Here is a 19,806-nt window from a genome sequence, read left to right on the forward strand (position 1 = left end):
GCCCGGCCGGCCGGGTTAGCCGGCCTTTGAGGGCAGCGCCCGGATGGTCCAGCCCGCCGAATGTGATGCGCCGGGCTGCAGGCGAACCAGGTCCGTACCTGAATGCAATGCATCCGGCGGGCAGGTCATGGGCTCGACAGCCAGGCCCAGACGGTCCGGACCCACCGGCTTGTCCCCGGTGTGCACCTGGACCCAGGGCCACTCCGCCCCCCATTCCAGTTCCACTCCCGTTCCCGATGGATCCAGCACCCGGACCCGCGCCAGGCCGCGGCCGTCCCGGGAGATGTCCGTAAACGCGTGGTCGATCTTCACTTCTCCCAGCCGCCGGGGCGAGCGGAAGTCGAACGCTCCCCCGTCCACCTGCCGCATGCCCACGGGAAGCAGCCTGTCCGGCGTGACCTCAAGATAGGCATCGGCTGGAAGTTCCAGGGACCAGTGATCCAGCGGGGACGGACCAGCCACCAGGTAGGGGTGGGGGCACACCCCGTACGGCGCGGCGGCGGAACCGGTGTTGACGGCCCGGACCATGCCGCGGAGCCCGTCATCGGAAAGCGAGTAGGTGACAGTGAGTTCCAGTTCGCCCGGATAATCCGGTCCGGCGGGAATGCGGCAGCCCAGGACTGCCCGGTCCGATGCCGCCTCCAGCACCTCCCACGGCTGATGGATGGCCAGGCCGTGCAGGGCGGCGCCACGTTCGGGTTCGTTGACTGTGGCGGCGTAGGGCTTGCCGGCGTAGGTGTAGGCGCCGTCGGCCAGCCTATTGGGCCAGGGTGCGCAGATGACGCCCCGGTAATCGGGAATGGCGCCTTCGGGTCCAAAGCCCACCACCAGGTCCCGGTTTCCGTAGCGCAGTTCGCGCAGCGCCCCTGCGCGCCGGGTGACGACGGCGGAATAGGGTCCGTGGGCCAGGTGGACGTCGGTGCCGGGCATGGATTCCCCCAGGTTCGGTGTGTGTTAGCGCTCACTAGCGTACCCCACGCTCACCTGGTGTGCATGGCTAGAGTTTCCCCATGGAAACGGCTGCAGATCAGGACCTCATCGCGGCCGTTAGGGGTGCGCTGCGGGAAGTCGCCAACCCGGAACGTGCCGCCGGCGCCCAGGCCTATATGAAGTCCGCGATTCCCTCCCTGGGCGTCCGGGTTCCTGACGTGCGGCGCATTGCGGTGCGGGCTGCGGCAGACTTCCCGCCGGGGTCGGCCGGCCAGCTGCGCGCCACCGTGCTGGAGCTGTGGCGCACCTCAACGTTCCGCGAGGAGCGGTATGCGGCCATAGACCTGACGGGAATCCGACTGGTGGCCAAGGATCTGGACATGCTGCCCGTCTACGGGGAAATCATCCGCACCGGCGCCTGGTGGGACTTTGTGGACGGTGTCTCCGGACGGATCTGCGCCCTGCTGCAGGCGCATCCGGTGGCGATGCCGGCCACACTTAGGGAGTGGAGCCAAGATCCTGACCTTTGGCTCCGCAGGGCCGCCATCACCTCGCAGCTGTGTGCGAAAGGCGCCACCGACACCACACTGCTTGCCGCCGTGATCGAGCCGAACCTGGCGGACCGGGAGTTCTTCATCCGGAAGGCCATCGGCTGGGCCTTGCGTGAATACGCCAAGACGGATCCCGGGTGGGTGGAAGCCTTCGTCGTCCGGCACGGGGACGTCATGAGCCCGTTGTCCCGCAGGGAGGCCTTGCGCAGGATCGCCTCCCCGCCGGCGACGCAGTAGGCCCGCCGGCCGGCCGCTGTGCCGGCCAGACCTAGATCACGGGGCGTTCGACGACGGGCTCGTGCGTCTTGCGGAACAGCGTACGGGTTCCGGGGTCCCAGAAGATCAGGTACAGGGCGAACAGGAGGGCCGTCAGCGCCGCGGCGATCCGGGCCAAGGCAAGGGCGAAGCCCAGATCCTGGGTCTGCAGGTAGGGGAAGACATCCAGCTGGTCCGAGATGGCGTAGATCATGAAGAAGGACACCACGAAGTACAGTGCCTTCACCTGCCAGTCGTTGCGGATGCCGGTCACGGCGAAGAGCGGTATGAGCCAGACGACATACCAGGCCTGGATGATGGGGGCCAGCAGCACCACGGCAGCCAGGGCGAGCGTAAGACGGCGCATCAGCCGGTCATAGTCCCCCTTGAAGATCTGCCAGGCGACGATGCCCACGGCAAGCAGCTTCCCGGCGTCGAACACCCAGCCTGCGGGCACGGACCCGTCCAGTCCGAACGCGTTGGCCAGGGAGCCCACCACCATGCCGAGCAGTCCCACCGGGGCATACCAGATGGAGATGCTGCCTGGCGCGGACAGCCCGTTGATCCAGCCGAAACCGAACCCGTTGACCATGCTCATCGCGGTCAGGAGCGCCAGGCTGATGCCGGCCGTCAGGGCCCAGAATGCACCCTTCCGCAGCCAACCTGCGTTCCTCCCTGCCCACAGGAGGCCGATGAACGGCAGGAAGACGATGGTGATGGGCTTGACGGCGATGGACAGGGTCACCAGCACGATGCCCCGGACCTCCCGCCGGGTGGCGGAGTAATAGAGTCCCGCCAGGGCCAGCCCGATCATCAGGGAGTCGTTATGGACGCTGGCGATGAAATTCGTCAGGAACAGCGGGTTCGCCACGGTCAGCCAGAGGGCCCTGTGCGGGTTGACCCCATGCAGCTCGGCAAGCCGGGGCACGTAAATGACACACAACACCACACCGGCCAGTGCCACCAGCCGGAACAGCATGACGCAGGCCTCCGGCTGGACATTGGTGGCCCACACCACGAACTGCTCGATCCACAGGAACAGCTGCCCATAGGGAACCGGGGCTTCGGTCCACATTTTGTCTGCGCCGAGCTGGAAGTAATTGGACAGGGCGGAGATGCCGTTCTCGTAGGGATTGAAACCCTCCACCATCAGGCGGCCCTGCCCGATGTAGGCGTAAACGTCCCGGCTGAAGAGCGGCACGCTGAACATCATGGGGAGCCCCCACGCCACCAATGCAGCCAGGGTGGCACGCCGGGCCTGCGGCCCCCATACGCGTACTTTCTGGCCGAGCCGCAGCCAGGCGCGCACCAGCAGCATGCCCCCAACCGCCACCAGGACAATGGACAAGGCCACGCCTGGGGCCTCGGTGCGCATCCAGATGAACAGGGGCATCCGCCGCAGTTCCGAGACAGGGGCCAGCCAGCCCACGCCGAAGGATCCAACGGCCATGAACACGGAGCCCAGGAAACCGGCAAGGATGGATGAGCGTGGATTGTCCACCTCGGCCCTGCCTGCTCCGGCAATGCCGGCCGCCGCCATCTCCCCCGTTGCGGGCACAGGCGCCGTCATCTCAGGATCGTCCAATCTTCTTTGCGTTTCCCGCGGTTTTGCCCGCGAACCGGGCGGGGCCGACGGAAGGTGGTTCAGGGCGGAGGGGCGACCCGCCGCGTACCCGAAATCCTAGCATCGGCAGGGCGCCCGGAGGTGGAACGGTAGGCTGGTCGGGTGCCTATATCTAACGAACGAATCGTCTGGATCGACTGCGAAATGACCGGCCTGGACATCAAGAACGATGCCCTCATAGAGGTGGCAGCCCTGGTCACCGATTCGGAACTGAACATCCTGGGCGACGGCGTTGATGTGGTCATCAAACCCGACGACGCCGCGGTGGCCCAGATGTCCGACTTCGTCCGGGACATGCACACCAAGTCCGGGCTGCTGGCGGAGCTTCCGCACGGCAGGACCATGGCGGAGGCGGAGGCCGCGGTGATGGAGTACATCTCCGCCTGGGTTCCGGACCCGCGCAAAGCACCGCTTGGCGGCAACTCGGTGGGGACGGACCGGGTGTTCCTCTCGCGCGACATGCCTGCCGTGGTGGAACACCTCCACTACCGGGTCATCGACGTCAGCACCATCAAGGAGTTGTCGCGCCGCTGGTACGCGCGCGCCTACTTCCAGTCGCCGGCCAAGAAGGGTGGCCACCGCGCCCTCGGGGACATCAAGGATTCCATCGACGAATTGCGGTACTACCGTGAAGCCGTGTTCGTGCCCGCACCCGGACCCGACAGTGCCACGGCCCAGAAGATCGCCGGGGGGATTACCGCCGGCGGGTCCACTGAAGAGCCGGGTAAGTGATCTGCGCCATGTTCCAATGAAATTTTGCTTCAAATCGCCGAAAGTGGTCAAAGCACCCCTTCCGAGCAGGTAAGCTATTTGAGTTGCGTTTCCAGGGAGCCGGTAAAGCGGATTTCCCTTGAGGCACATGGTGGGCGTAGCTCAGTTGGCAGAGCGCCTGGTTGTGGTCCAGGAGGTCGCGGGTTCAACCCCCGTCGCTCACCCTCACGGGGCGGCTTATGCAGCCGTCAACAAAGGAGGCCGCACCGGATATCCGGTGCGGCCTCCTTTGTTGTGCCCCACCGGGGGTACGCGCAGGAAAGCCGGGGACACCGCGAAAGTTCGAAGGACAACTGATATGACCGTTCTGCCAATCACCATCTGGGGCGAGCCTGTCCTGCACCGGCGCGCGGCCGAGGTGGAGGTTTTCGACGACGAACTGCGCACCCTTATTGCCGACATGTTCGAAACCAACGAGGCTGCCCATGGCGTGGGCCTCGCCGCCCCGCAGATCGGCGTGGGCAAGAGAATCTTCGTGTACAAGTACGCCAACGACGACGGCGCTCCCCCGAGCGGCGTGCTGGTGAATCCTGTCCTGACCCTGTCCAAGGTTTCCGGCGCCGCTCCCGACCCCGACGAGGAGGAAGAGGGTTGCCTGTCCTTCCCCGGTGAGCAGTATCCGCTCAAGCGGGCCGGGTGGGCACGGGTCGAAGGGTTTGACGGCTTTGGAAACCCGGTGAAGTTCGAGGCAACAGGCTGGTTCGCCAGGGTGATCCAGCACGAATACGACCACCTGGACGGCAAACTCTATGTCAACCGGCTGATCGGCCGCTATTCCCGCAAGGCCATGAGGCAGGCCAAAAAGAACGGCTGGGGCACGCCGGGACTGACGTGGATGCCGGGAGTGGACCCGGACCCGTTCGGCCACTGACACATTCTCCGTCATTGACCCCGGTCCGGGCCGCGACCGTCAGCGGGCGGTGATGGTTTCCTGCCCGGGGCAGGAGCCGAGCACCTTCTTCATGGCGTCCTTCTCTGCTGCCGTCACCCATAGCCCGTAGGCGGCCTTTACGGAGATCTGCCGGGCCACGTAATGGCAGCGCAGGGCGGAGTTCTTCGGCAGCCAGGTGGCGGCGTCACCCGCACTCTTCTGCTGGTTGGCCGCGCCGTCCGCGGCAATGAGGTTCAGTGGATCGTTGGCCAGGCTCTGGCGCTCCTTCGGACCCAGGCCCTGTGCTCCCTTTTGCCAGGCATCACCCAGTGCCACCACATGGTCGATCTGGACAGCACGGCTGCTCTCGGAACCGCGGCGGAAGTCGACGTCCTTGCCGGTATAGGGCTCCCGGAAGTGACCCGCGGTCACCTTGCAGGTGGAGCCTTCGGAGAACACCACGTCGGCGAGGTCCCTGCGAAGGATGTCGTTGCGGGTATCGCAGCCGTTCCTGTCAACGTCCAGCCAGGCCTGGCCAAAGGCCTCCCGGCTGTAATCGGTGTTCGGTGCGCGGCCCTTCACGGCCAGGCCGTCGAGGGCGGCGAGGGCCGTACCCGCCGGCACGGGGTTGGGTTCCTGGACCGGTTTCATCCAGGCGGCGTTGAAGACGGGCGCCTCCGTCGGTCCCTCCGGCGCCGGCCCGCCGGCCGCGAACTGTCCCGCGGTAAAGAACCAGGACAAGGCGGCGACGACGCATACAGCCGCCGTCACGAGCAGCGCCCACGCCTGGCGGGAACGGCGGCGGGCGCGTCGGTAGGCGGACCAGCTGACGGTCATGGCGTTGACGCCGGCAGGGGAAATTCAGGCACCCCAAGAGCCTAGGACAAAGGGCTTGCCCGTCCTCTGATATCCACACTGTTGAGGACGAGTGATGTCTCACACGTCCATGGCCACCGCCGTCGGGTTACTGCTCCCTGGTGACCCTTCGAAGGTCTTCCTCGGCAATGGCAAGCAGTCCCTCGAGCTGGCGCACGCGGTCCTCGCTGACATCCCCGGCCTTATGGGCGGCGCGGGCACGTTCGAGCAGCCGGACTGCTTCCTTATGGTTTGCCTTGGCCACGTCCAGGGCATGTTCGAGGGTGGTCTCGTGCTGAAGTGTCGATTCGTTGTCCATGCCACCAGTGTGGTCCCGTTTCCCGGCTGATTCCAGAGAACCAGCCGGGAATTCCCGGGACGGCTGCGGAATTGGTCAGACGGCGATGGCGGCCAGGGCGGCGGCGCTTTCCTTGGCGGGGAACGACGGCGGGTTCACGCCGGCCATTTCCTCCATGACGCGCACCACCTGGCAGCTGTAACCGAATTCGTTGTCGTACCAGACGTAGAGGACCAGGTTCTTGTCGGTGGAGACCGTGGCGAGTCCGTCGACGATACCTGCGCGGCGGGAGCCGACGAAGTCGGTGGACACAACCTCGGGTGAGTCGATGTAGTCGATCTGCTTGCGGAGGTCAGAGTGCAGCGACATCTCGCGAAGGTAGTTGTTGACCTCGTCCTTGGTGGTGCCGTTTTCCAGGCTGAGGTTCAGGATGGCCAGGGAAACATCCGGGGTGGGGACGCGGATGGAGCTGCCGGTCAGCTTGCCCAGCAGTTCGGGCAGGGCCTTGGCCACTGCCTTGGCAGCACCGGTTTCGGTAATGACCATGTTCAGGGCTGCGGAGCGGCCGCGGCGGTCACCCTTGTGGAAGTTGTCGATCAGGTTCTGGTCGTTGGTGAAGGAGTGAACGGTTTCCACGTGCCCGTGCACCACGCCGAACTTGTCGTTGATGGCCTTCAGCACCGGGGTGATGGCGTTGGTGGTGCAGGATGCGGCGGAGACGATCCGGTCTGAATCGTTGATGTCGCGGTGGTTGATGCCGTGGACGATGTTCTTGAGTTCGCCCTTGCCCGGTGCGGTCAGGAGGACGCGTGCCACGCCCTTGCTCTGCAGGTGCTGGGAAAGCCCCTCGGCGTCGCGCCAGCGGCCGGTGTTGTCCACCACCAGGGCGTTGTTGATGCCGTAGGCGGTGTAGTCGATCGTGGCGGGGTCGTTCGAGTAGATCACCTGGATCTGCACGCCGTTGGCGGTGATGGTGTTGGCGTCCTCGTCAATCCGGATGGTGCCCTCGAAGGATCCGTGGACCGAGTCGCGCCGCAGCAGGCTGGCCCGCTTGGAGAGGTCGTTGTCGGAGCCGCGGCGCACAACGATGGCGCGCAGGCGCAGTCCGTGGCCGCCACCGGCCTTTTCGATGAGGATGCGTGCCAGGAGCCGGCCGATACGGCCAAAGCCATAGAGCACGACATCGGTGCTGGTGCGGTCATCGCCGCCCCGCTTGCCCACGATCTCGGCGAGCTCAGCGCGGAGGAATTCTTCAAGGCTGGCGCCGTTGCCTTCTTCCTTGAATTTCTGGTTCAGGCGGGCGATGTCGATCGCGGCAGCGCCCAGCTCGAGGTTGGCCAGCGTGTTCAGCAGGGGCGCAGTGTCCTCCAGGAGCAGTTCGTCCTTGCTCATCCGACGCGCAAAGCGGTGTGCCTTGAGGATGTTCATGGTGGACTTGTTGATCAGGCTCCGGCCATGGATGCTGGTCACCACGTTGTTTTCGCGGTACAGCCTGCCGATCACCGGGATCATGGCCTCGGCGAGGGCCTCCCGGCCCATCCACGTATCAAGACAAGAATCAGACGTCTGGCTCACAGAAATACCTTCCTCGGTTCAGCCGTGTACGTCCTCGTACACGGATGTAGGCCACCTGATGATGTCCAGGGGCACCCGCGCCTGCAGGGATGGCCCCCAGGCGCCTGGATCGCGTGCAAAGAAAAACCGCCGGCTGCGGACGCAACTTTCGGCGGTAGAACTCCTGCGTCCGTGAACCATTCTAATTTGGCCCGCTGCAGGGAACACGCTTGCGCTGCGTGAAATCACTCACATGGCCGTGGACCTGCACTGCCCTGGCGCCGCCGGGCTTTAGTTGTGGACGGCTGAATAGAGGTTAAGGCTGGCGGAAAAGACAATCCAGGAAAAGTACGGCAGCATCAGGAAACCGGCGAGGGCGTCCACCGGCCCGAACCGCAGGACCAGGAAGGCCAGGGTTGCGGCGAGTGCGCAGATCACCAGGAAGGCGGCCCAGAGGGCGGCAGCACCGAGCATGGGGTACAGGGCGAAAAAGGCCGCCGGCCACGCCGCGTTGAGGAGGAGCTGGAGAGCGTAGCCTGCACGGGTGCCCCCGGTCAGGCCGCCCTTGCGCCAGACCAGCCATGCGGCTGCCGCTACTCCGGTGTACAGCACCATCCAGGTGGTCCGGAACATCCACGCCGGCGGCATCCACGGTGCTTTCGCCGAACCGGCATACCAGCCGTTGGAATTGAGGATGATCGGAACCGACGCGAGAAACCAGGCAGTGCCGGACAGTACAAGGAACCCACCAAGTGCAATCATCTGGGAACGGACGCCGGGGACGCCCGCCCGGGTCGCACGACGGGGATCAGGAATTACGGGCACGGTCCAGCATCCCCAACACGACGCCCGGGGTCAAACCCGGTTTGCGGATGGGACAGCCGGTACGCCGGGTTCTGTTCTCCCCTCCCGTTACCGGAAAGGGAGCGACGGCCATCCATCTACGAGTACCGTTGCCGGCACCCTCCAGCGGCCTACCCGGACACTCGGGCGGGCAGCCCTCGAACGTGTCCTGTCTGGCCTTGCTCCGGGTGGGGTTTACCTAGCCTTCCCGGTCACCCGGGAAGCTGGTGGTCTCTTACACCACCGTTTCACCCTTACCTGCCCTGCCGGCCAAAGCCGGACATGCAGGCGGTCTGTTTTCTGTGGCACTGGCCTGCGGGTTACCCCGAGTGGGCGTTACCCACCACCCTGCCCTGCGGAGCCCGGACGTTCCTCGAGTCACTTGCGTGGCGCGCGGCCGTCTGGCTGTCCCATCCACGACCAGTCTACCGGCGCCCGCAGGCCGCTTTTGTCGCCGGTAGGATCGGACGGTGCTGATTCTGCTTCCCCCTTCCGAAGGCAAGACACCCGCGCTACGTGGGCCCGCCGTCGACTGGTCCACCTTGGGCTTCCCGGAACTGAACCCATACCGTGCGAAGGTCCTGGAGGCGTTAGGAACGGCCAGCGCCCACCAGGACGCCCTGGCCCTGCTGGGGGTGGGGGCTTCGCTGCGCGAAGATGTTGAACGCAATACCCGCCTCCATGCCGAACCGGCCGCGCCTGCACACAGCATCTACTCGGGTGTCCTTTACGACGCGCTGGGCTACCGGAGCCTGACACCGGCCCAGCGGCGCAAGGCGGACGCGTCCGTCCTGGTGATTTCCGCGCTGTGGGGAGCCCTTCGCTTCGGCGACAGTGTCCCCGCCTACCGGCTTTCCATGGGCACGGCCCTGCCCGACGTCGGCCGGCTGGCTCCATTCTGGAAGGCGCGGCTTGGGCAGACACTGGCCAGCCTGGCCCAGGGGCACCTGCTGGTGGACTGCCGGTCCAGCACCTACGCGGCCGCCTGGGCACCGCCGCCGGAACAGACCGTGACCGTGAACGTGTTCACCGAAGCCGGTGGAGTCCGCAAGGTGGTGAGCCACTTCGCCAAGCACACCCGGGGCGAACTGGCGCGGCACCTGCTGTCGCGGCGCGGCAAAGCCCCGGCGGCGCCGTCGGACCTTTTGAAGGCTGCCCGGGAGAAATGGGACGCCGAGCTGGTGCCGGGCACAGCCCGCAAGCCGCACGCCCTGAACATCATCCTGCCGGGCTGATTCCCGCGCTCAGGCCCAACTGGGTCGCAGCAAATGCTGTTATGAGCGCCCATAACGACATCTGCTGTTACCTAGTTGGGTCAGGACCATTCATCGGAACGGACCAGGATGGCGCCTGAGTCCGGGCAGAACACGATGTCATCCGCGGCCGAGGCCTTGATCTCCGCGAGATCGCCGGGACTGAGCTTCATGCCGGAGGCTTCGGAGGTGCCGTGGAAGAGCCGTGCCGCACCCACTCCGCGCTTTGCGAGGGTCTTTTCGTAGACTGCCAGCATCCCCGCCTCCAGGCCTGCGGCGAAGTCGGCACGCTGGGCGCGAAGGCCTGCAGCTTCGGTTTCGACCTCGGCGAGGGCAGCGTCAAGCTCTGCCCTGATGGTGGCGAAGGAGCCCTGGATGTCGTCGACAATCTGCTGCTGGGCTGCCTGCCGTTCCCGCAGGCTGTCGAGCCGCTCCATCACCTCGAGTTCGATGTCCTCCAGGTCCGAGCGCCGTTTGTTGAGCGAAACGATGTCCTTCTGGAGGGCCACCAGGTCCTTGGACAGGCCCGTGCCGCTGTTGAGCCTGGCTTCGTCTCGTTCGATCCGTGAGGCAACCTGTTCCACGTCCGCCTCGGCGCGCTTCAGCTCAGTCTCGGCGTCGTGCACAGCCACCTTTGCCGCGCCCAGTTCACCGTTGGCAACGGACAGGGCAGCTTCAAGGTCCTTGATGCGGGGATCATTTTCCAGCGTGCGGCGGCGGTTGGCGAGGCCCTTCAGCCGGGCATCCAGCCCCTGCAGTTCGAGCAACTTCAACTGTTCCGCCGGTGCTGCCTTGGCCACTGTTACCTCCGCTAGATCCCTTCCGGCCGCAGCCGGGCACCGAACCGGCGCTTCCTAGACTCTAGCGCGTGGCCTGCTCCCCCGCCGTGCCGCATCCCCACCGTCCGATTAGCCGGGGGTCAGGATGAAGTCCCACGGATCGCTGTTGGTGGTGCTGACCTGGATCTCCACTTCATGGCCCTGGTCGGCCAGGACGTTGCCCAGGGCTGCAGCGGCCGCCGGGAGCCACAGCCATTCACTGGCAAAGTGCGAAACATCCACCAAATAGGGCCGTCCGTTGAGGGCGGCCTCCCGCGCCTCCGATGCCGGGTGGTGGCGGAGGTCCGCGGTGACATAGACGTCGGCGTTGCTCGCCCGCACCTCGTTGAAGAGGGAATCGCCGGCACCGCCGCATACTGCGATGCGCCGCACCAGGCCGTCCTTGTCGCCGGAGACCCGCACTCCCCCGGCAACGGACGGAAGGATTCCGAAGACCCGGGCAGCGAAGTCACCCAGGCTCATGGCGTCCGCGAGGTCGCCCACCCGGCCGATGCCTTCCTCCGGCAGTCCGTTGGCCGCTACCGTGAGCGGCGCGACGTCCTGGAGGCCCAGGGCGTCGGCCAGGACATCGGAAACGCCCCCGACGGCGGAGTCCCCGTTTGTGTGCACCGTCAGCAGTGCCGTCCCCGACTCGATGAGCCGGTGGACCGCGCGGCCCTTCGCCGAGGTGGCGGCGACCGACGTGACGCCCTTCAGCAGCAGGGGGTGATGGGTGATGAGCAGCTCGGCTCCCCACTCCACGGCTTCGTCGATGACCTCCAGTGTGGGGTCCACGGCAAACATCACCTTTGTCACCGGGGCGGACGGATGGCCTGCCACCAGCCCCACCTCGTCCCAGTTTTCCGCCAGCGACTCCGGCCACAGTTCCTCCACCGCCAAAAGCAGTTCGGCCAAGGTGGGGGCGTCCGCGGAACCGGCCGGAGCCGGCGTGCCCAGGGAGGCTTGGCCGTCGTGATCTGCCTGGCCGGTAACGTCGGTGTCCACTGGTTCCATAGTCTTAGTTTTACCCCATCGGCTTCCGGCCACCGCAGTTTGCGGCGTTGTGCCGGGCCGGCCGGGAATGATCCGGGACCGTCAACCATTGAAGAGGTCATGAAAACTTTTGTTCTTGGCGGAGGCTGCTTCTGGTGCCTTGACGCCGTCTACCAGAAGACCAGGGGCGTCACGGCGGTGGTGTCCGGCTATACCGGCGGGCACGATCCCCACCCGGACTACTACTCGGTCTGCAGTGGAACCACCGGTCATGCCGAGGTGGTTGCGGTGACCTTCGACGAGGAGGTCATCCCCGCGGAAGTCATCCTGGACATGTTCTTCGCCCTGCATGATCCCACCACGCTGAACCGGCAGGGATACGACGTGGGTACCCAGTACCGCTCCTCGATGTTCTACGAGACCACGGAGGAGAAGATCCTGTTTGAGGAAGCCATCGAACGGAACCAGGCTCTGTGGCCGCACCCGATCGTCACGGAGGTCAGCCGCCTGCCGCGGTTTTACGTGGCCGAGGAATTCCACCAGAACTACTACGCCAAGCACCCGGAGCAGGGGTACTGCCAGGTGATCATCAACCCCAAGCTGGCCAAGGCCCGGAAATATTACTCTGCGTGGCTTAACGCTTAGCCTGTCGTTACACGGCCTCGTTAGGCTGACCTCAGTATCCACCCCTTAGAGATAGGCGTATGTACATGGCACGGATCTATGACGATGTGACGCAACTGGTGGGCGGGACCCCGCTGGTCCGGCTGAACCGGCTCAGCGAGGGGCTGGACGCCACCGTTGCCGTGAAGCTGGAGTTCTACAACCCGGCCAACAGCGTCAAGGACCGCATCGGTGTTGCCATCATCGACGCCGCGGAGAAGTCAGGTGCCCTCAAGCCCGGCGGCACCATCGTCGAAGGCACTTCCGGCAACACGGGCATCGCCCTGGCCATGGTGGGTGCCGCTCGCGGGTACAAGGTCATCCTCACCATGCCCGAGACCATGTCCACCGAGCGCCGGGTCATGCTGCGCGCCTTCGGTGCCGAGATCGTCCTCACCCCGGGCTCCGAGGGCATGCGCGGTGCCGTGGAAAAGGCCCAGGAGATCGTGGCCAACACGGAGAACTCCATCTGGGCCCAGCAGTTCGCCAACGAAGCCAACCCGGAGATCCACCGCAGGACCACCGCGGAGGAAGTCTGGGAAGACACCGACGGCGCCGTGGACATCTTCGTTGCAGGCATCGGCACCGGCGGAACCATCACCGGCGTCGGACAGGTGCTGAAGGAACGCAAGCCCGGCGTGCAGATTGTGGCCGTGGAGCCCAAGGACTCCCCCATCCTGAACGGCGGCGCCCCCGGCCCGCACAAGATCCAGGGACTGGGCGCCAACTTCATCCCGGAACTGCTGGACACCAACGTTTACGACGAGGTCATCGACGCCACCCTTGAGGACTCGGTCCGCGTGGCCCGCGAGCTCGGCATCAAGGAAGGCATCCTGGGCGGCATCTCCTCCGGAGCAATCGTCTGGGCCGCGCTGGAACTGGCCAAGCGCCCGGAAAACGCCGGGAAGCTGATCGTGGCGGTCGTGTGCGACTTCGGTGAGCGTTACATCTCCACCGTGCTCTATGACGACATCCGCGGCTGATCAGACCGCCGTCCGCCCGTTTCCTGTAGAAAGAACTTTGTGGGCTTTTTCGCAAGACTGAAAGAAGACCTCGACGCCGCCCGGTCCCACGACCCGGCGGCTCGAGGTTCTTTTGAGAACTTTTTCGCCTATTCCGGCCTTCACGCCATCTGGATCCACCGGCTGACGCACCGCATGTGGCAAAACCCGTCACTGCGGTTTCCGGCGCGCCTGTTGTCCCAGCTGGGCCGCTCCTGGACCGGCATTGAGATCCATCCCGGTGCCACCATCGGCCGGAGGTTCTTCATCGACCATGGCATGGGGGTGGTGATCGGTGAGACAGCCGAGATCGGCGAGGATGTGATGATCTACCACGGCGTGACCCTTGGCGGGCGTTCATTGGCCAGGATCAAGCGCCACCCCACCATCGGGGACCGGGTCACCATCGGCGCGGGCGCGAAGATCCTGGGGCCCATCACCATCGGCCGGGACAGTGCCGTGGGCGCCAACGCCGTCGTGGTCAAGGACGCGCCGCCGGAATCGATCCTTACCGGTGTTCCTGCCAAATGGAGGCACCGGGACGCGCAGCGGGAAACCAAACCCGCCGTGGACCCGGCCGAGTACGAGATCGAATACCATCTCTAACTGGGCTGAACAGGCCTGAGGCCGTCCAGCAGGCATGACAGCAAAAGGCGGGCAGTTTCCCGGGTAACCGGGGAAACTGCCCGCCTTTGTTGCGTGGCGGCAGGTGCTAGTGCGTGTCCACCGCTTCAATTTCGGACTTGTCCTCGCCCCAGAGGGTGTGGAAGGTTCCCTCGGTGTCGATGCGGCCGTAAGTGTGGGCACCGAACAGGTCGCGCTGTCCCTGGATCAGGGCGGCCGCCACGCGCTTGCGGCGCAGGCCGTCGTAGTACGCCAGCGATGAGGAGAACACCGGCACCGGGATGCCGAGCTGGACCGCGGTGGCAACAACGCGGCGCCATGCCGGCAAGGCGTCGGCGATGGCCTTGGTGAACGCCGGGGCGAACAGCAGGTTTGCCGGCTTCCCGTCCGCGGCGTACGCCTTGGTGATGTCCTTGAGGAGCTCGGCACGGATGATGCAGCCGGCGCGCCACAGGGAGGCGATCTCGTCCAGCTTCAGCTCCCAGCCGTATTCCCTGGCTGCCGAGGTCAGCATGTCCAGGCCCTGGGCGTAGGAGACCAGCTTGGAGGCGTAGAGCGCCTGGCGCACATCCTCAACGAAGGTTTCGGGGATCTCGACGTCGGCCTCGTTGCCTGCCAGCAGTTCCTGGCCCAGCTTGCGCTGCTCAGCCTGGGAAGAGAGGGCCCGGGCGAAGACGGATTCGGCGATGCCGGAGACCGGCGAGCCCAGTTCCAGGGCCGAGATGACGGTCCAGCGGCCCGTGCCCTTCTGGCCGGCGGCGTCGACGACGACGTCGACGAACGGCTTGCCGGTCCTGGCGTCCACATGGCCCAGGACCTCGGCGGAGATCTCGATCAGGAAGGAGGACAGCTCGCCCTGGTTCCAGTCGGAGAAGATTTTTGCCTGCTCCGCGGGCTCGATGCCGGCGCCGGAGCGGAGCAGGTCGAAAGCCTCGCCAATGACCTGCATGTCGGCGTATTCGATGCCGTTGTGGACCATCTTGACGAAGTGGCCCGCGCCGTCGGTGCCGATCCAGGCACAGCAGGGCTCGCCGTCGACCTTTGCGGAGATCTTTTCCAGCAGCGGGCCGAGGGCCTTATAGGACTCCTTGGAGCCGCCGGGCATGATGGAGGGACCGTTCAGTGCACCCTCTTCGCCGCCGGACACGCCGACGCCCACGAAGTGCAGGTCCTTTTTGGCCAGCGCGGCTTCGCGGCGGCGGGTGTCCTCGTAGTGGGAGTTGCCGGCATCGATGATGATGTCGCCCGGCTCCAGCAGCGGCTCGAGCTGCTCGATCACCGAATCCACGGGCTTGCCGGCCTTGACCATGATGAGCACCCGGCGGGGCTTCTCCAGGGAGTCCACCAGTTCCTGGAGGGTTTCGGTCCGGATGAAGTCTCCTTCGGAGCCGTGCTTCTCCAGCAGCGCGTGCGTCTTCTCCACCGACCTGTTGTGCAGGGCAACGGTGAACCCGTTGCGGGCAAGGTTGCGGGCAAGGTTGGCGCCCATGACGGCGAGGCCGGTGACACCGATGTGTGCAGACATCAATAACTCCAATTCTTTGTTAGCCCCGGGGGCCGGCTTCCACAGGCGGGAAGACGCCGGGACGTATCAGGGGGTCGGAATAAAGCATATATATTCTCGCGGTGACGCGAAAGTAACGGCGGCGTAATGGAATCTATTGTGTCGGTGCCATTTTAGGACTGGGCCCTCCGATAGCCCGCCGGCAGCGGTACAGGCGAAACCAGGCGTGTGCCAGCAACTAGGCTTAGCAGCATGACCAGCAGCCTCCACCACCGTGCCATCGATAACCTTGGCACCCGCATTATCTCGGGGGATCTCCCTGCCGGCCACATCATGCTCGCCGAGCAGCTGGAGGATGAACTGAAGGTTTCCCGCTCCGTGATCCGGGAAGCCGTGCGGGTCCTGCAGTCACTTGGCCTGGTGGAAACCACCAAGCGGGTGGGCATCCGGGTGTTGCCGGCAAGCCGCTGGAATCCTTTCGATCCGCAGGTCATCCGGTGGCGGCTTGCAAGCGGCGCCCGCGGAGCCCAGCTGCGTTCCCTCGCCGAACTGCGCGCTGCGGTGGAACCCGCAGCCGCCGAACTGGCCGCCCAGAATGCCCCGGCCGCGCTGCGGATGGAGCTCGTGGACGTTGCGCGTGCCATGCGCGAGGCCGGCAACAACGGTGAGGTTGCGCGCTTCCTGGAACTGGACATCCGGTTCCACTCCCTGCTGCTTTCCGGTTCCGGCAACGAGATGTTCGCCAACCTCATGGGACAGGTGGCCGAGACCCTGACGGGTCGCACCGTCCATGGTCTGATGCCGGACCACCCGCACCAGGCCGCCCTCCAGTGGCACGAGGACGTGGCGCAGGCGATTGCCAGCGGCGATGCCGCGTCGGCACGTGAGGCCTCAGACCGGATCATGCGGCGGACCATGTCGCAGATGGCCGACACCTGGACGGAGCAGCCCCGGGTCTTTATCCCTGTTCGACAGTGATCAGCTGCCGCCGAAGCTGAGGAGGACTTTGCCGGATTCGGCGGAGTTCCGGGCCATGGCAAAGGCTTCCAGCGCGTCCCCGACCCGGGTATTCGTGGGTGATGACGGGGTCGAGGTGGAGCGAGCCGTCGGCGAGGGCGGCGATGACATCATCGATTTCGTCGTTGAACCGGAACGAACCCTTGAGCTCGAGTTCGCGGGTGATGGCCAGGGAGATCAGTACCGGCTGGGGCCCGGTGGGCAGCAGCCCCACCATCACCACGGCGCCGCCGCGGGCCGCGCCTTGGATGGCCGAGGCCAGGCCGTGGTGGTTGCCGGAGGATTCAATCACGACGTCGGCCTCCACCGCGGCGATCGCCTCCGCGTCGCCGGCGGTGATCACCTGGTCCGCTCCCACGGCTTGGGCAATCTCCAGCGGCTTGGTATGCATGTCGACGGCGGTGATGCGGCTGGCGCCGGCCCGTTTCAGGACCGCGACGGCCAGGGCGCCGATCGGGCCGCTCCCAATCACCAGGGCCGACTTTCCGGCTACGTCCCCGGCCCGGGCCACCGCGTGCCAGGCCACGGAGGCGGGCTCGATCAGCGCCGCGGTGCGCAGGTCGATGCCGTCCGGCAGGAGCCGGAGCATCCGGGTGGGCAGGTTCACGTACCGGCTGAACGCACCGTCCTTGTGCGGGAACCTTGCAGCGCTGCCCAGGTAGGTGCAGCCCGGCGACAGGTTGGGCCGGTCCAACGGGTACCGGGCAGCGCCCGGACCCGGGGTGGCCGGGTGGACTGCCACCGGAATACCCGCTCCGGGGCCGGTACCGTCAGCAGCGGCACGGACCACAGTCCCGGAAATCTCGTGGCCCAGCACCAACGGTGCCTTCAGGATGGACTCCCCTGCCGCGCCGTGCAGCCAGTAATGCAGATCCGAACCGCAGATCCCGCCATAGTGCACCTCGATCACGGCCTCATCAGCGGCCGGAGCGGTCAGGGTCAATTCATCGATCCGCAGATCGCCCTTGGCGTGGGCCACCACCGCCGGCCCGGAGACGGGAAGGGCCGGATTGGGCAGTGCTGTCTCTAGTGTCATCAGACCACCACCGTCATTCCGCCGTCGATAAAGATCGTCTGCCCGTTCACGAAGTCCGACCCGGACGAGGCAAGCCACACCGCCGGCCCGGCAAGGTCCTGCACGGTCCCCCACCGGTTCGCCGGGGTGCGGCCCAGGATCCAGGAGTTGAACTGCTCGTCGTCCACCAGGTTCTGCGTCATCTCGGTATGGATGTAGCCCGGCGCGATCCCGTTGATCTGCAAACCGGAGCCCGCCCACTCCGCGGTCATGGCCCGGGTAAGGTTCCGCAGCCCGCCCTTCGCCGCAACATAAGGTGCGATCGTGGGCCGGGCCAGGTCTGTCTGCACCGAGCATATGTTGATGATCTTCCCGTGCCCGCGCGGAATCATGAACCGGGCCGCCTCCCGGCCCACCAGGAAAGCACTGGTCAGGTCCGTGGAAATCACCCGCTCCCAATCCTTCACGTCCAACTCCAACATGGGCACCCGGTGCTGGATCCCGGCATTGTTCACCAGAATCTCCAACGGACCCACATGCTCCTCCACCCACGCCACACCATGGGCAGCCGCGGCATCGTCAGTGACATCAAAGGCAACGCTGTGCACCTGCCCGGGTGCGAGGTCCGCAGCCATCACCGAGGCGGCAGCCTTGAGCCGCTCCTCATTGACGCCGTTCAGCACAACTGTTGCGCCGGCGTCGGCCAAGGCCCTGGCCAACGCGTTACCAATCCCCCGGCTTGAACCCGTGACAAGGGCAACCTTTCCGGTTAGGTCAAACATCGAACTCATGGTGCAACGGTTCCTTCCGCCGCTTGCGCAGCTCCGTGACTGAGGTTGGAAATTGCCTGGCGGACCACCGCGAGGTCCTGGTCGCCGAGGCCCTGGCGCTTAAGCTCCGCGTAGAGTTCGACGCCGGCGGCCGCCATGGGGGTCACCGCGCCCACCGCCCCTGCAGCGGCCAGCACAAAGGAAAGATCCTTGTGCATGAATTTTGCCGGTCCGGTGGGGGCGTAGTCCTTGGCAGCGAGGCGCGGGCCGACGATGTCAAGGACCCTGCTGGCAGCAAGGCCCCCGGCCAGGACTTCGAAAAGTGCCGCCGGGTCCAGCCCGGAACGTTCGGCAAGTTCGGCAGCTTCGGCAAGCGCCGCCGTCGTGGTACCCACCACCAACTGGTTGCAGGCCTTGGCAAGCGACCCTGCGCCGAGGGGGCCAAGGTGACGCACCGTGGTGCCCATGGACCTCAGCAGGGGCTCCACACGGTGGAACGCCTCTTCGTCATCGGCGCCAGCCATGATCGCCAGCGTGCCGTCCGCGGCGCCCTTGGTGCCTCCACTGACGGGCGCATCCACCACCTGCGCGTTGCCGGCGCTGATCTCCCGGACGCGGCGGCCGAACTCCTGAACGCCGGTGGGCGAGACGCTGCTCATGACCAGCAGGACAGTATGCGGTGCCGGCGGATTCTGTTCCCAGCTCTCCAGGAGGCCGCGTGCCGCTTCCTCTATGTAAGACAGGTCGGGCAGCATGAAAACGATGGTGGGAAGGTCGCGCATGTCTGCGATCCGCGCCACGGCAACACCGCCGAGGTTCTGCAGCCGGCTGAGCGCGTCCGGGGACCGGTTCCAGCCGCTGATCTGCCATCCCGCGCTGATGGCATTGATCGCCATAAGGTTGCCCATCAGCCCCAAACCAACGAAGCCTGCCCGTTTGTCCTCCATGCCCAGCCCTCACCTCATCGTGCCCGAAACGGTTTGTTCAATATACTAGTAGAAATTCAGCATGGTGGACGGTACTCTCTCATTCCCGGCGCCTTGCCATTCACTTATTGCCGGCAGCTCCTGCAGCTGCCCGCTGGCCGCTCGCGCTCAGCGTTTACGACGGACTGCGGCGGTCCGATTCAGTCGCATGACTTTTTGTTTCCGGCAGTTCACGGTATATTCATCCCAGGCCCTCCACCGCGGCATCCCCCAATAGTCGCGGTGGAGGGTTTTCCACTGCCGGAAAACAGCAGGCTCCAAAGCAGGATGCCCGGGAAAGCAGCCCATCTGCGGTTGGTCAGGCCGCACCCGCCGCCGTTTCCCTGAGCCGCCAGCCCCCGCCCAGTCCATCGCGCTGGAGGTACAGGGTGGTCAAAGCTGAATTGCTGTTTCTACCAAGCCTCACCTGCAGCTGCAGGACCTCGACATCCACACCGCTGTTGCCCTTCGGCATCCGGCGGCTGGTTTCCCACCAGTTGATGCGCTCGAACCATCTGACCGGCTCGGCACCCACTGACCATTCCCTGCCCCCGCTCAACACCGCCGTCGGCATGCCGTTGCTGTCTGTGTGCACAATGACGTGTTCCATGCCTGAAAGCTATGGCAGGGG

At 65.6% G+C, this 19,806-nt stretch carries 20 protein-coding genes, 1 tRNA gene, 1 other RNA gene and 1 pseudogene; 9 read left to right on the top strand and 14 right to left on the bottom strand.

Annotated elements, in window-relative coordinates; all coding sequences use genetic code 11:
* Positions 1–15 precede the first annotated feature (15 nt).
* Positions 16–930 (bottom strand): aldose 1-epimerase family protein, encoded by a 915-nt coding sequence (locus FBY33_RS16685; RefSeq protein WP_142031506.1) that lies wholly within the window; start codon positions 928–930, stop codon positions 16–18.
* Positions 931–1,010: 80 nt separating this feature from the next.
* On the opposite strand from FBY33_RS16685, the gene FBY33_RS16690 reads away from it, so the two are divergent.
* A complete protein-coding gene (locus tag FBY33_RS16690; RefSeq protein WP_142031507.1) occupies positions 1,011–1,718 on the top strand; it encodes a DNA alkylation repair protein in 708 nt (235 codons plus the stop codon).
* Positions 1,719–1,749: 31 nt separating this feature from the next.
* On the opposite strand, the gene mptB is transcribed toward FBY33_RS16690, so the two are convergent.
* On the bottom strand, positions 1,750–3,306 hold the full coding sequence (gene mptB / locus FBY33_RS16695; RefSeq protein ID WP_200831408.1) for a polyprenol phosphomannose-dependent alpha 1,6 mannosyltransferase MptB: 1,557 nt from the start codon (positions 3,304–3,306) through the stop codon (positions 1,750–1,752).
* 156 nt (positions 3,307–3,462) lie between these two features.
* On the opposite strand from mptB, the gene orn reads away from it, so the two are divergent.
* From orn to def, 3 genes are all read left to right on the top strand, one after another.
* Positions 3,463–4,092 carry an oligoribonuclease gene (gene orn / locus FBY33_RS16700; protein WP_142031508.1) on the top strand — a complete coding sequence of 210 codons (630 nt, stop codon included), beginning with the start codon at positions 3,463–3,465 and terminating at the stop codon, positions 4,090–4,092.
* Positions 4,093–4,222: 130 nt separating this feature from the next.
* Positions 4,223–4,295, top strand: a tRNA-His gene (locus tag FBY33_RS16705).
* 134 nt (positions 4,296–4,429) lie between these two features.
* A complete protein-coding gene (def, locus tag FBY33_RS16710) occupies positions 4,430–5,002 on the top strand; it encodes a peptide deformylase (protein WP_142031509.1) in 573 nt (190 codons plus the stop codon).
* A 39-nt stretch (positions 5,003–5,041) separates the two neighbouring features.
* Here the strand turns inward: def and FBY33_RS16715 are convergent, their stop codons facing one another.
* From FBY33_RS16715 to rnpB, 5 genes are all read right to left on the bottom strand, one after another.
* Positions 5,042–5,839: an HNH endonuclease family protein gene (locus FBY33_RS16715; RefSeq protein WP_142031510.1), complete on the bottom strand. Its 798-nt coding sequence runs from the start codon at positions 5,837–5,839 to the stop codon at positions 5,042–5,044.
* Positions 5,840–5,966: 127 nt separating this feature from the next.
* Positions 5,967–6,176: a hypothetical protein gene (locus tag FBY33_RS16720; protein ID WP_142031511.1), complete on the bottom strand. Its 210-nt coding sequence runs from the start codon at positions 6,174–6,176 to the stop codon at positions 5,967–5,969.
* A gap of 75 nt (positions 6,177–6,251) precedes the next feature.
* Entirely contained in the window at positions 6,252–7,730 is a 1,479-nt protein-coding gene (locus FBY33_RS16725) for a glyceraldehyde-3-phosphate dehydrogenase (protein ID WP_142031512.1), read from the bottom strand.
* Positions 7,731–8,000: 270 nt separating this feature from the next.
* Complete coding sequence (locus FBY33_RS16730) at positions 8,001–8,471, bottom strand: TspO/MBR family protein (protein ID WP_200831409.1); 471 nt, start codon at positions 8,469–8,471, stop codon at positions 8,001–8,003.
* 107 nt (positions 8,472–8,578) lie between these two features.
* Positions 8,579–8,965: RNase P RNA component class A (gene rnpB, locus FBY33_RS16735), an RNA gene on the bottom strand.
* A gap of 57 nt (positions 8,966–9,022) precedes the next feature.
* Between rnpB and FBY33_RS16740 the strand changes: the two genes are divergently transcribed.
* Positions 9,023–9,787 carry a YaaA family protein gene (locus FBY33_RS16740; RefSeq protein WP_142031514.1) on the top strand — a complete coding sequence of 255 codons (765 nt, stop codon included), beginning with the start codon at positions 9,023–9,025 and terminating at the stop codon, positions 9,785–9,787.
* 80 nt (positions 9,788–9,867) lie between these two features.
* Here FBY33_RS16740 and FBY33_RS16745 read toward each other — a convergent pair whose 3' ends face one another.
* On the bottom strand, positions 9,868–10,605 hold the full coding sequence (locus FBY33_RS16745) for a zinc ribbon domain-containing protein (protein ID WP_142031515.1): 738 nt from the start codon (positions 10,603–10,605) through the stop codon (positions 9,868–9,870).
* 108 nt (positions 10,606–10,713) lie between these two features.
* A complete protein-coding gene (locus FBY33_RS16750) occupies positions 10,714–11,637 on the bottom strand; it encodes a Nif3-like dinuclear metal center hexameric protein (RefSeq protein WP_200831410.1) in 924 nt (307 codons plus the stop codon).
* 99 nt (positions 11,638–11,736) lie between these two features.
* On the opposite strand from FBY33_RS16750, the gene msrA reads away from it, so the two are divergent.
* From msrA to epsC, 3 genes are all read left to right on the top strand, one after another.
* Positions 11,737–12,261, top strand: coding sequence for a peptide-methionine (S)-S-oxide reductase MsrA (gene msrA, locus FBY33_RS16755; protein ID WP_142031516.1), 525 nt, complete (start codon positions 11,737–11,739; stop codon positions 12,259–12,261).
* A 65-nt stretch (positions 12,262–12,326) separates the two neighbouring features.
* Positions 12,327–13,262 (top strand): cysteine synthase A, encoded by a 936-nt coding sequence (gene cysK / locus FBY33_RS16760; RefSeq protein ID WP_056336829.1) that lies wholly within the window; start codon positions 12,327–12,329, stop codon positions 13,260–13,262.
* A 39-nt stretch (positions 13,263–13,301) separates the two neighbouring features.
* Positions 13,302–13,886: a serine O-acetyltransferase EpsC gene (gene epsC, locus FBY33_RS16765; protein ID WP_142031517.1), complete on the top strand. Its 585-nt coding sequence runs from the start codon at positions 13,302–13,304 to the stop codon at positions 13,884–13,886.
* A 106-nt stretch (positions 13,887–13,992) separates the two neighbouring features.
* Here epsC and gndA read toward each other — a convergent pair whose 3' ends face one another.
* A complete protein-coding gene (gene gndA, locus FBY33_RS16770; protein WP_142031518.1) occupies positions 13,993–15,429 on the bottom strand; it encodes an NADP-dependent phosphogluconate dehydrogenase in 1,437 nt (478 codons plus the stop codon).
* A gap of 231 nt (positions 15,430–15,660) precedes the next feature.
* Here gndA and FBY33_RS16775 point away from each other — a divergent pair, with 231 nt between their 5' ends.
* Positions 15,661–16,386, top strand: coding sequence for a FadR/GntR family transcriptional regulator (locus FBY33_RS16775; RefSeq protein ID WP_142031519.1), 726 nt, complete (start codon positions 15,661–15,663; stop codon positions 16,384–16,386).
* Here FBY33_RS16775 and FBY33_RS16780 read toward each other — a convergent pair.
* From FBY33_RS16780 to FBY33_RS16795, 4 genes and pseudogenes are all read right to left on the bottom strand, one after another.
* Positions 16,387–17,461 (bottom strand): annotated as a pseudogene (locus FBY33_RS16780) (L-idonate 5-dehydrogenase). It lies immediately after the preceding gene.
* Positions 17,461–18,231 carry an SDR family oxidoreductase gene (locus FBY33_RS16785; protein WP_142031520.1) on the bottom strand — a complete coding sequence of 257 codons (771 nt, stop codon included), beginning with the start codon at positions 18,229–18,231 and terminating at the stop codon, positions 17,461–17,463. Before FBY33_RS16785 ends, FBY33_RS16780 begins: the two are co-directional and overlap by 1 nt.
* Positions 18,228–19,157 (bottom strand): NAD(P)-dependent oxidoreductase, encoded by a 930-nt coding sequence (locus FBY33_RS16790; protein ID WP_142031521.1) that lies wholly within the window; start codon positions 19,155–19,157, stop codon positions 18,228–18,230. The genes FBY33_RS16785 and FBY33_RS16790 overlap by 4 nt, the downstream gene beginning before the upstream one ends.
* A gap of 337 nt (positions 19,158–19,494) precedes the next feature.
* Entirely contained in the window at positions 19,495–19,785 is a 291-nt protein-coding gene (locus tag FBY33_RS16795) for a hypothetical protein (protein ID WP_200831411.1), read from the bottom strand.
* Positions 19,786–19,806: the final 21 nt, after the last annotated feature.

Source organism: Arthrobacter sp. SLBN-112, assembly GCF_006715225.1.
Taxonomy (GTDB): Bacteria; Actinomycetota; Actinomycetes; order Actinomycetales; family Micrococcaceae; genus Arthrobacter.

Bases quoted from the DNA above. Each gene is read 5' to 3' on its own strand.
- FBY33_RS16775 (WP_142031519.1), top strand. From the start codon at position 15,661: ATGACCAGCAGCCTCCACCACCGTGCCATCGATAACCTTGGCACCCGC.
- FBY33_RS16750 (WP_200831410.1), bottom strand. From the start codon at position 11,637: ATGGAACCAGTGGACACCGACGTTACCGGCCAGGCAGATCACGACGGC.
- cysK (WP_056336829.1), top strand. From the start codon at position 12,327: ATGGCACGGATCTATGACGATGTGACGCAACTGGTGGGCGGGACCCCG.
- FBY33_RS16795 (WP_200831411.1), bottom strand. From the start codon at position 19,785: ATGGAACACGTCATTGTGCACACAGACAGCAACGGCATGCCGACGGCG.
- mptB (WP_200831408.1), bottom strand. From the start codon at position 3,306: ATGACGGCGCCTGTGCCCGCAACGGGGGAGATGGCGGCGGCCGGCATT.
- FBY33_RS16790 (WP_142031521.1), bottom strand. From the start codon at position 19,157: ATGGAGGACAAACGGGCAGGCTTCGTTGGTTTGGGGCTGATGGGCAAC.
- FBY33_RS16730 (WP_200831409.1), bottom strand. From the start codon at position 8,471: ATGATTGCACTTGGTGGGTTCCTTGTACTGTCCGGCACTGCCTGGTTT.
- FBY33_RS16690 (WP_142031507.1), top strand. From the start codon at position 1,011: ATGGAAACGGCTGCAGATCAGGACCTCATCGCGGCCGTTAGGGGTGCG.
- FBY33_RS16785 (WP_142031520.1), bottom strand. From the start codon at position 18,231: ATGAGTTCGATGTTTGACCTAACCGGAAAGGTTGCCCTTGTCACGGGT.
- FBY33_RS16715 (WP_142031510.1), bottom strand. From the start codon at position 5,839: ATGACCGTCAGCTGGTCCGCCTACCGACGCGCCCGCCGCCGTTCCCGC.
- gndA (WP_142031518.1), bottom strand. From the start codon at position 15,429: ATGTCTGCACACATCGGTGTCACCGGCCTCGCCGTCATGGGCGCCAAC.
- def (WP_142031509.1), top strand. From the start codon at position 4,430: ATGACCGTTCTGCCAATCACCATCTGGGGCGAGCCTGTCCTGCACCGG.
- msrA (WP_142031516.1), top strand. From the start codon at position 11,737: ATGAAAACTTTTGTTCTTGGCGGAGGCTGCTTCTGGTGCCTTGACGCC.
- FBY33_RS16685 (WP_142031506.1), bottom strand. From the start codon at position 930: ATGCCCGGCACCGACGTCCACCTGGCCCACGGACCCTATTCCGCCGTC.
- FBY33_RS16720 (WP_142031511.1), bottom strand. From the start codon at position 6,176: ATGGACAACGAATCGACACTTCAGCACGAGACCACCCTCGAACATGCC.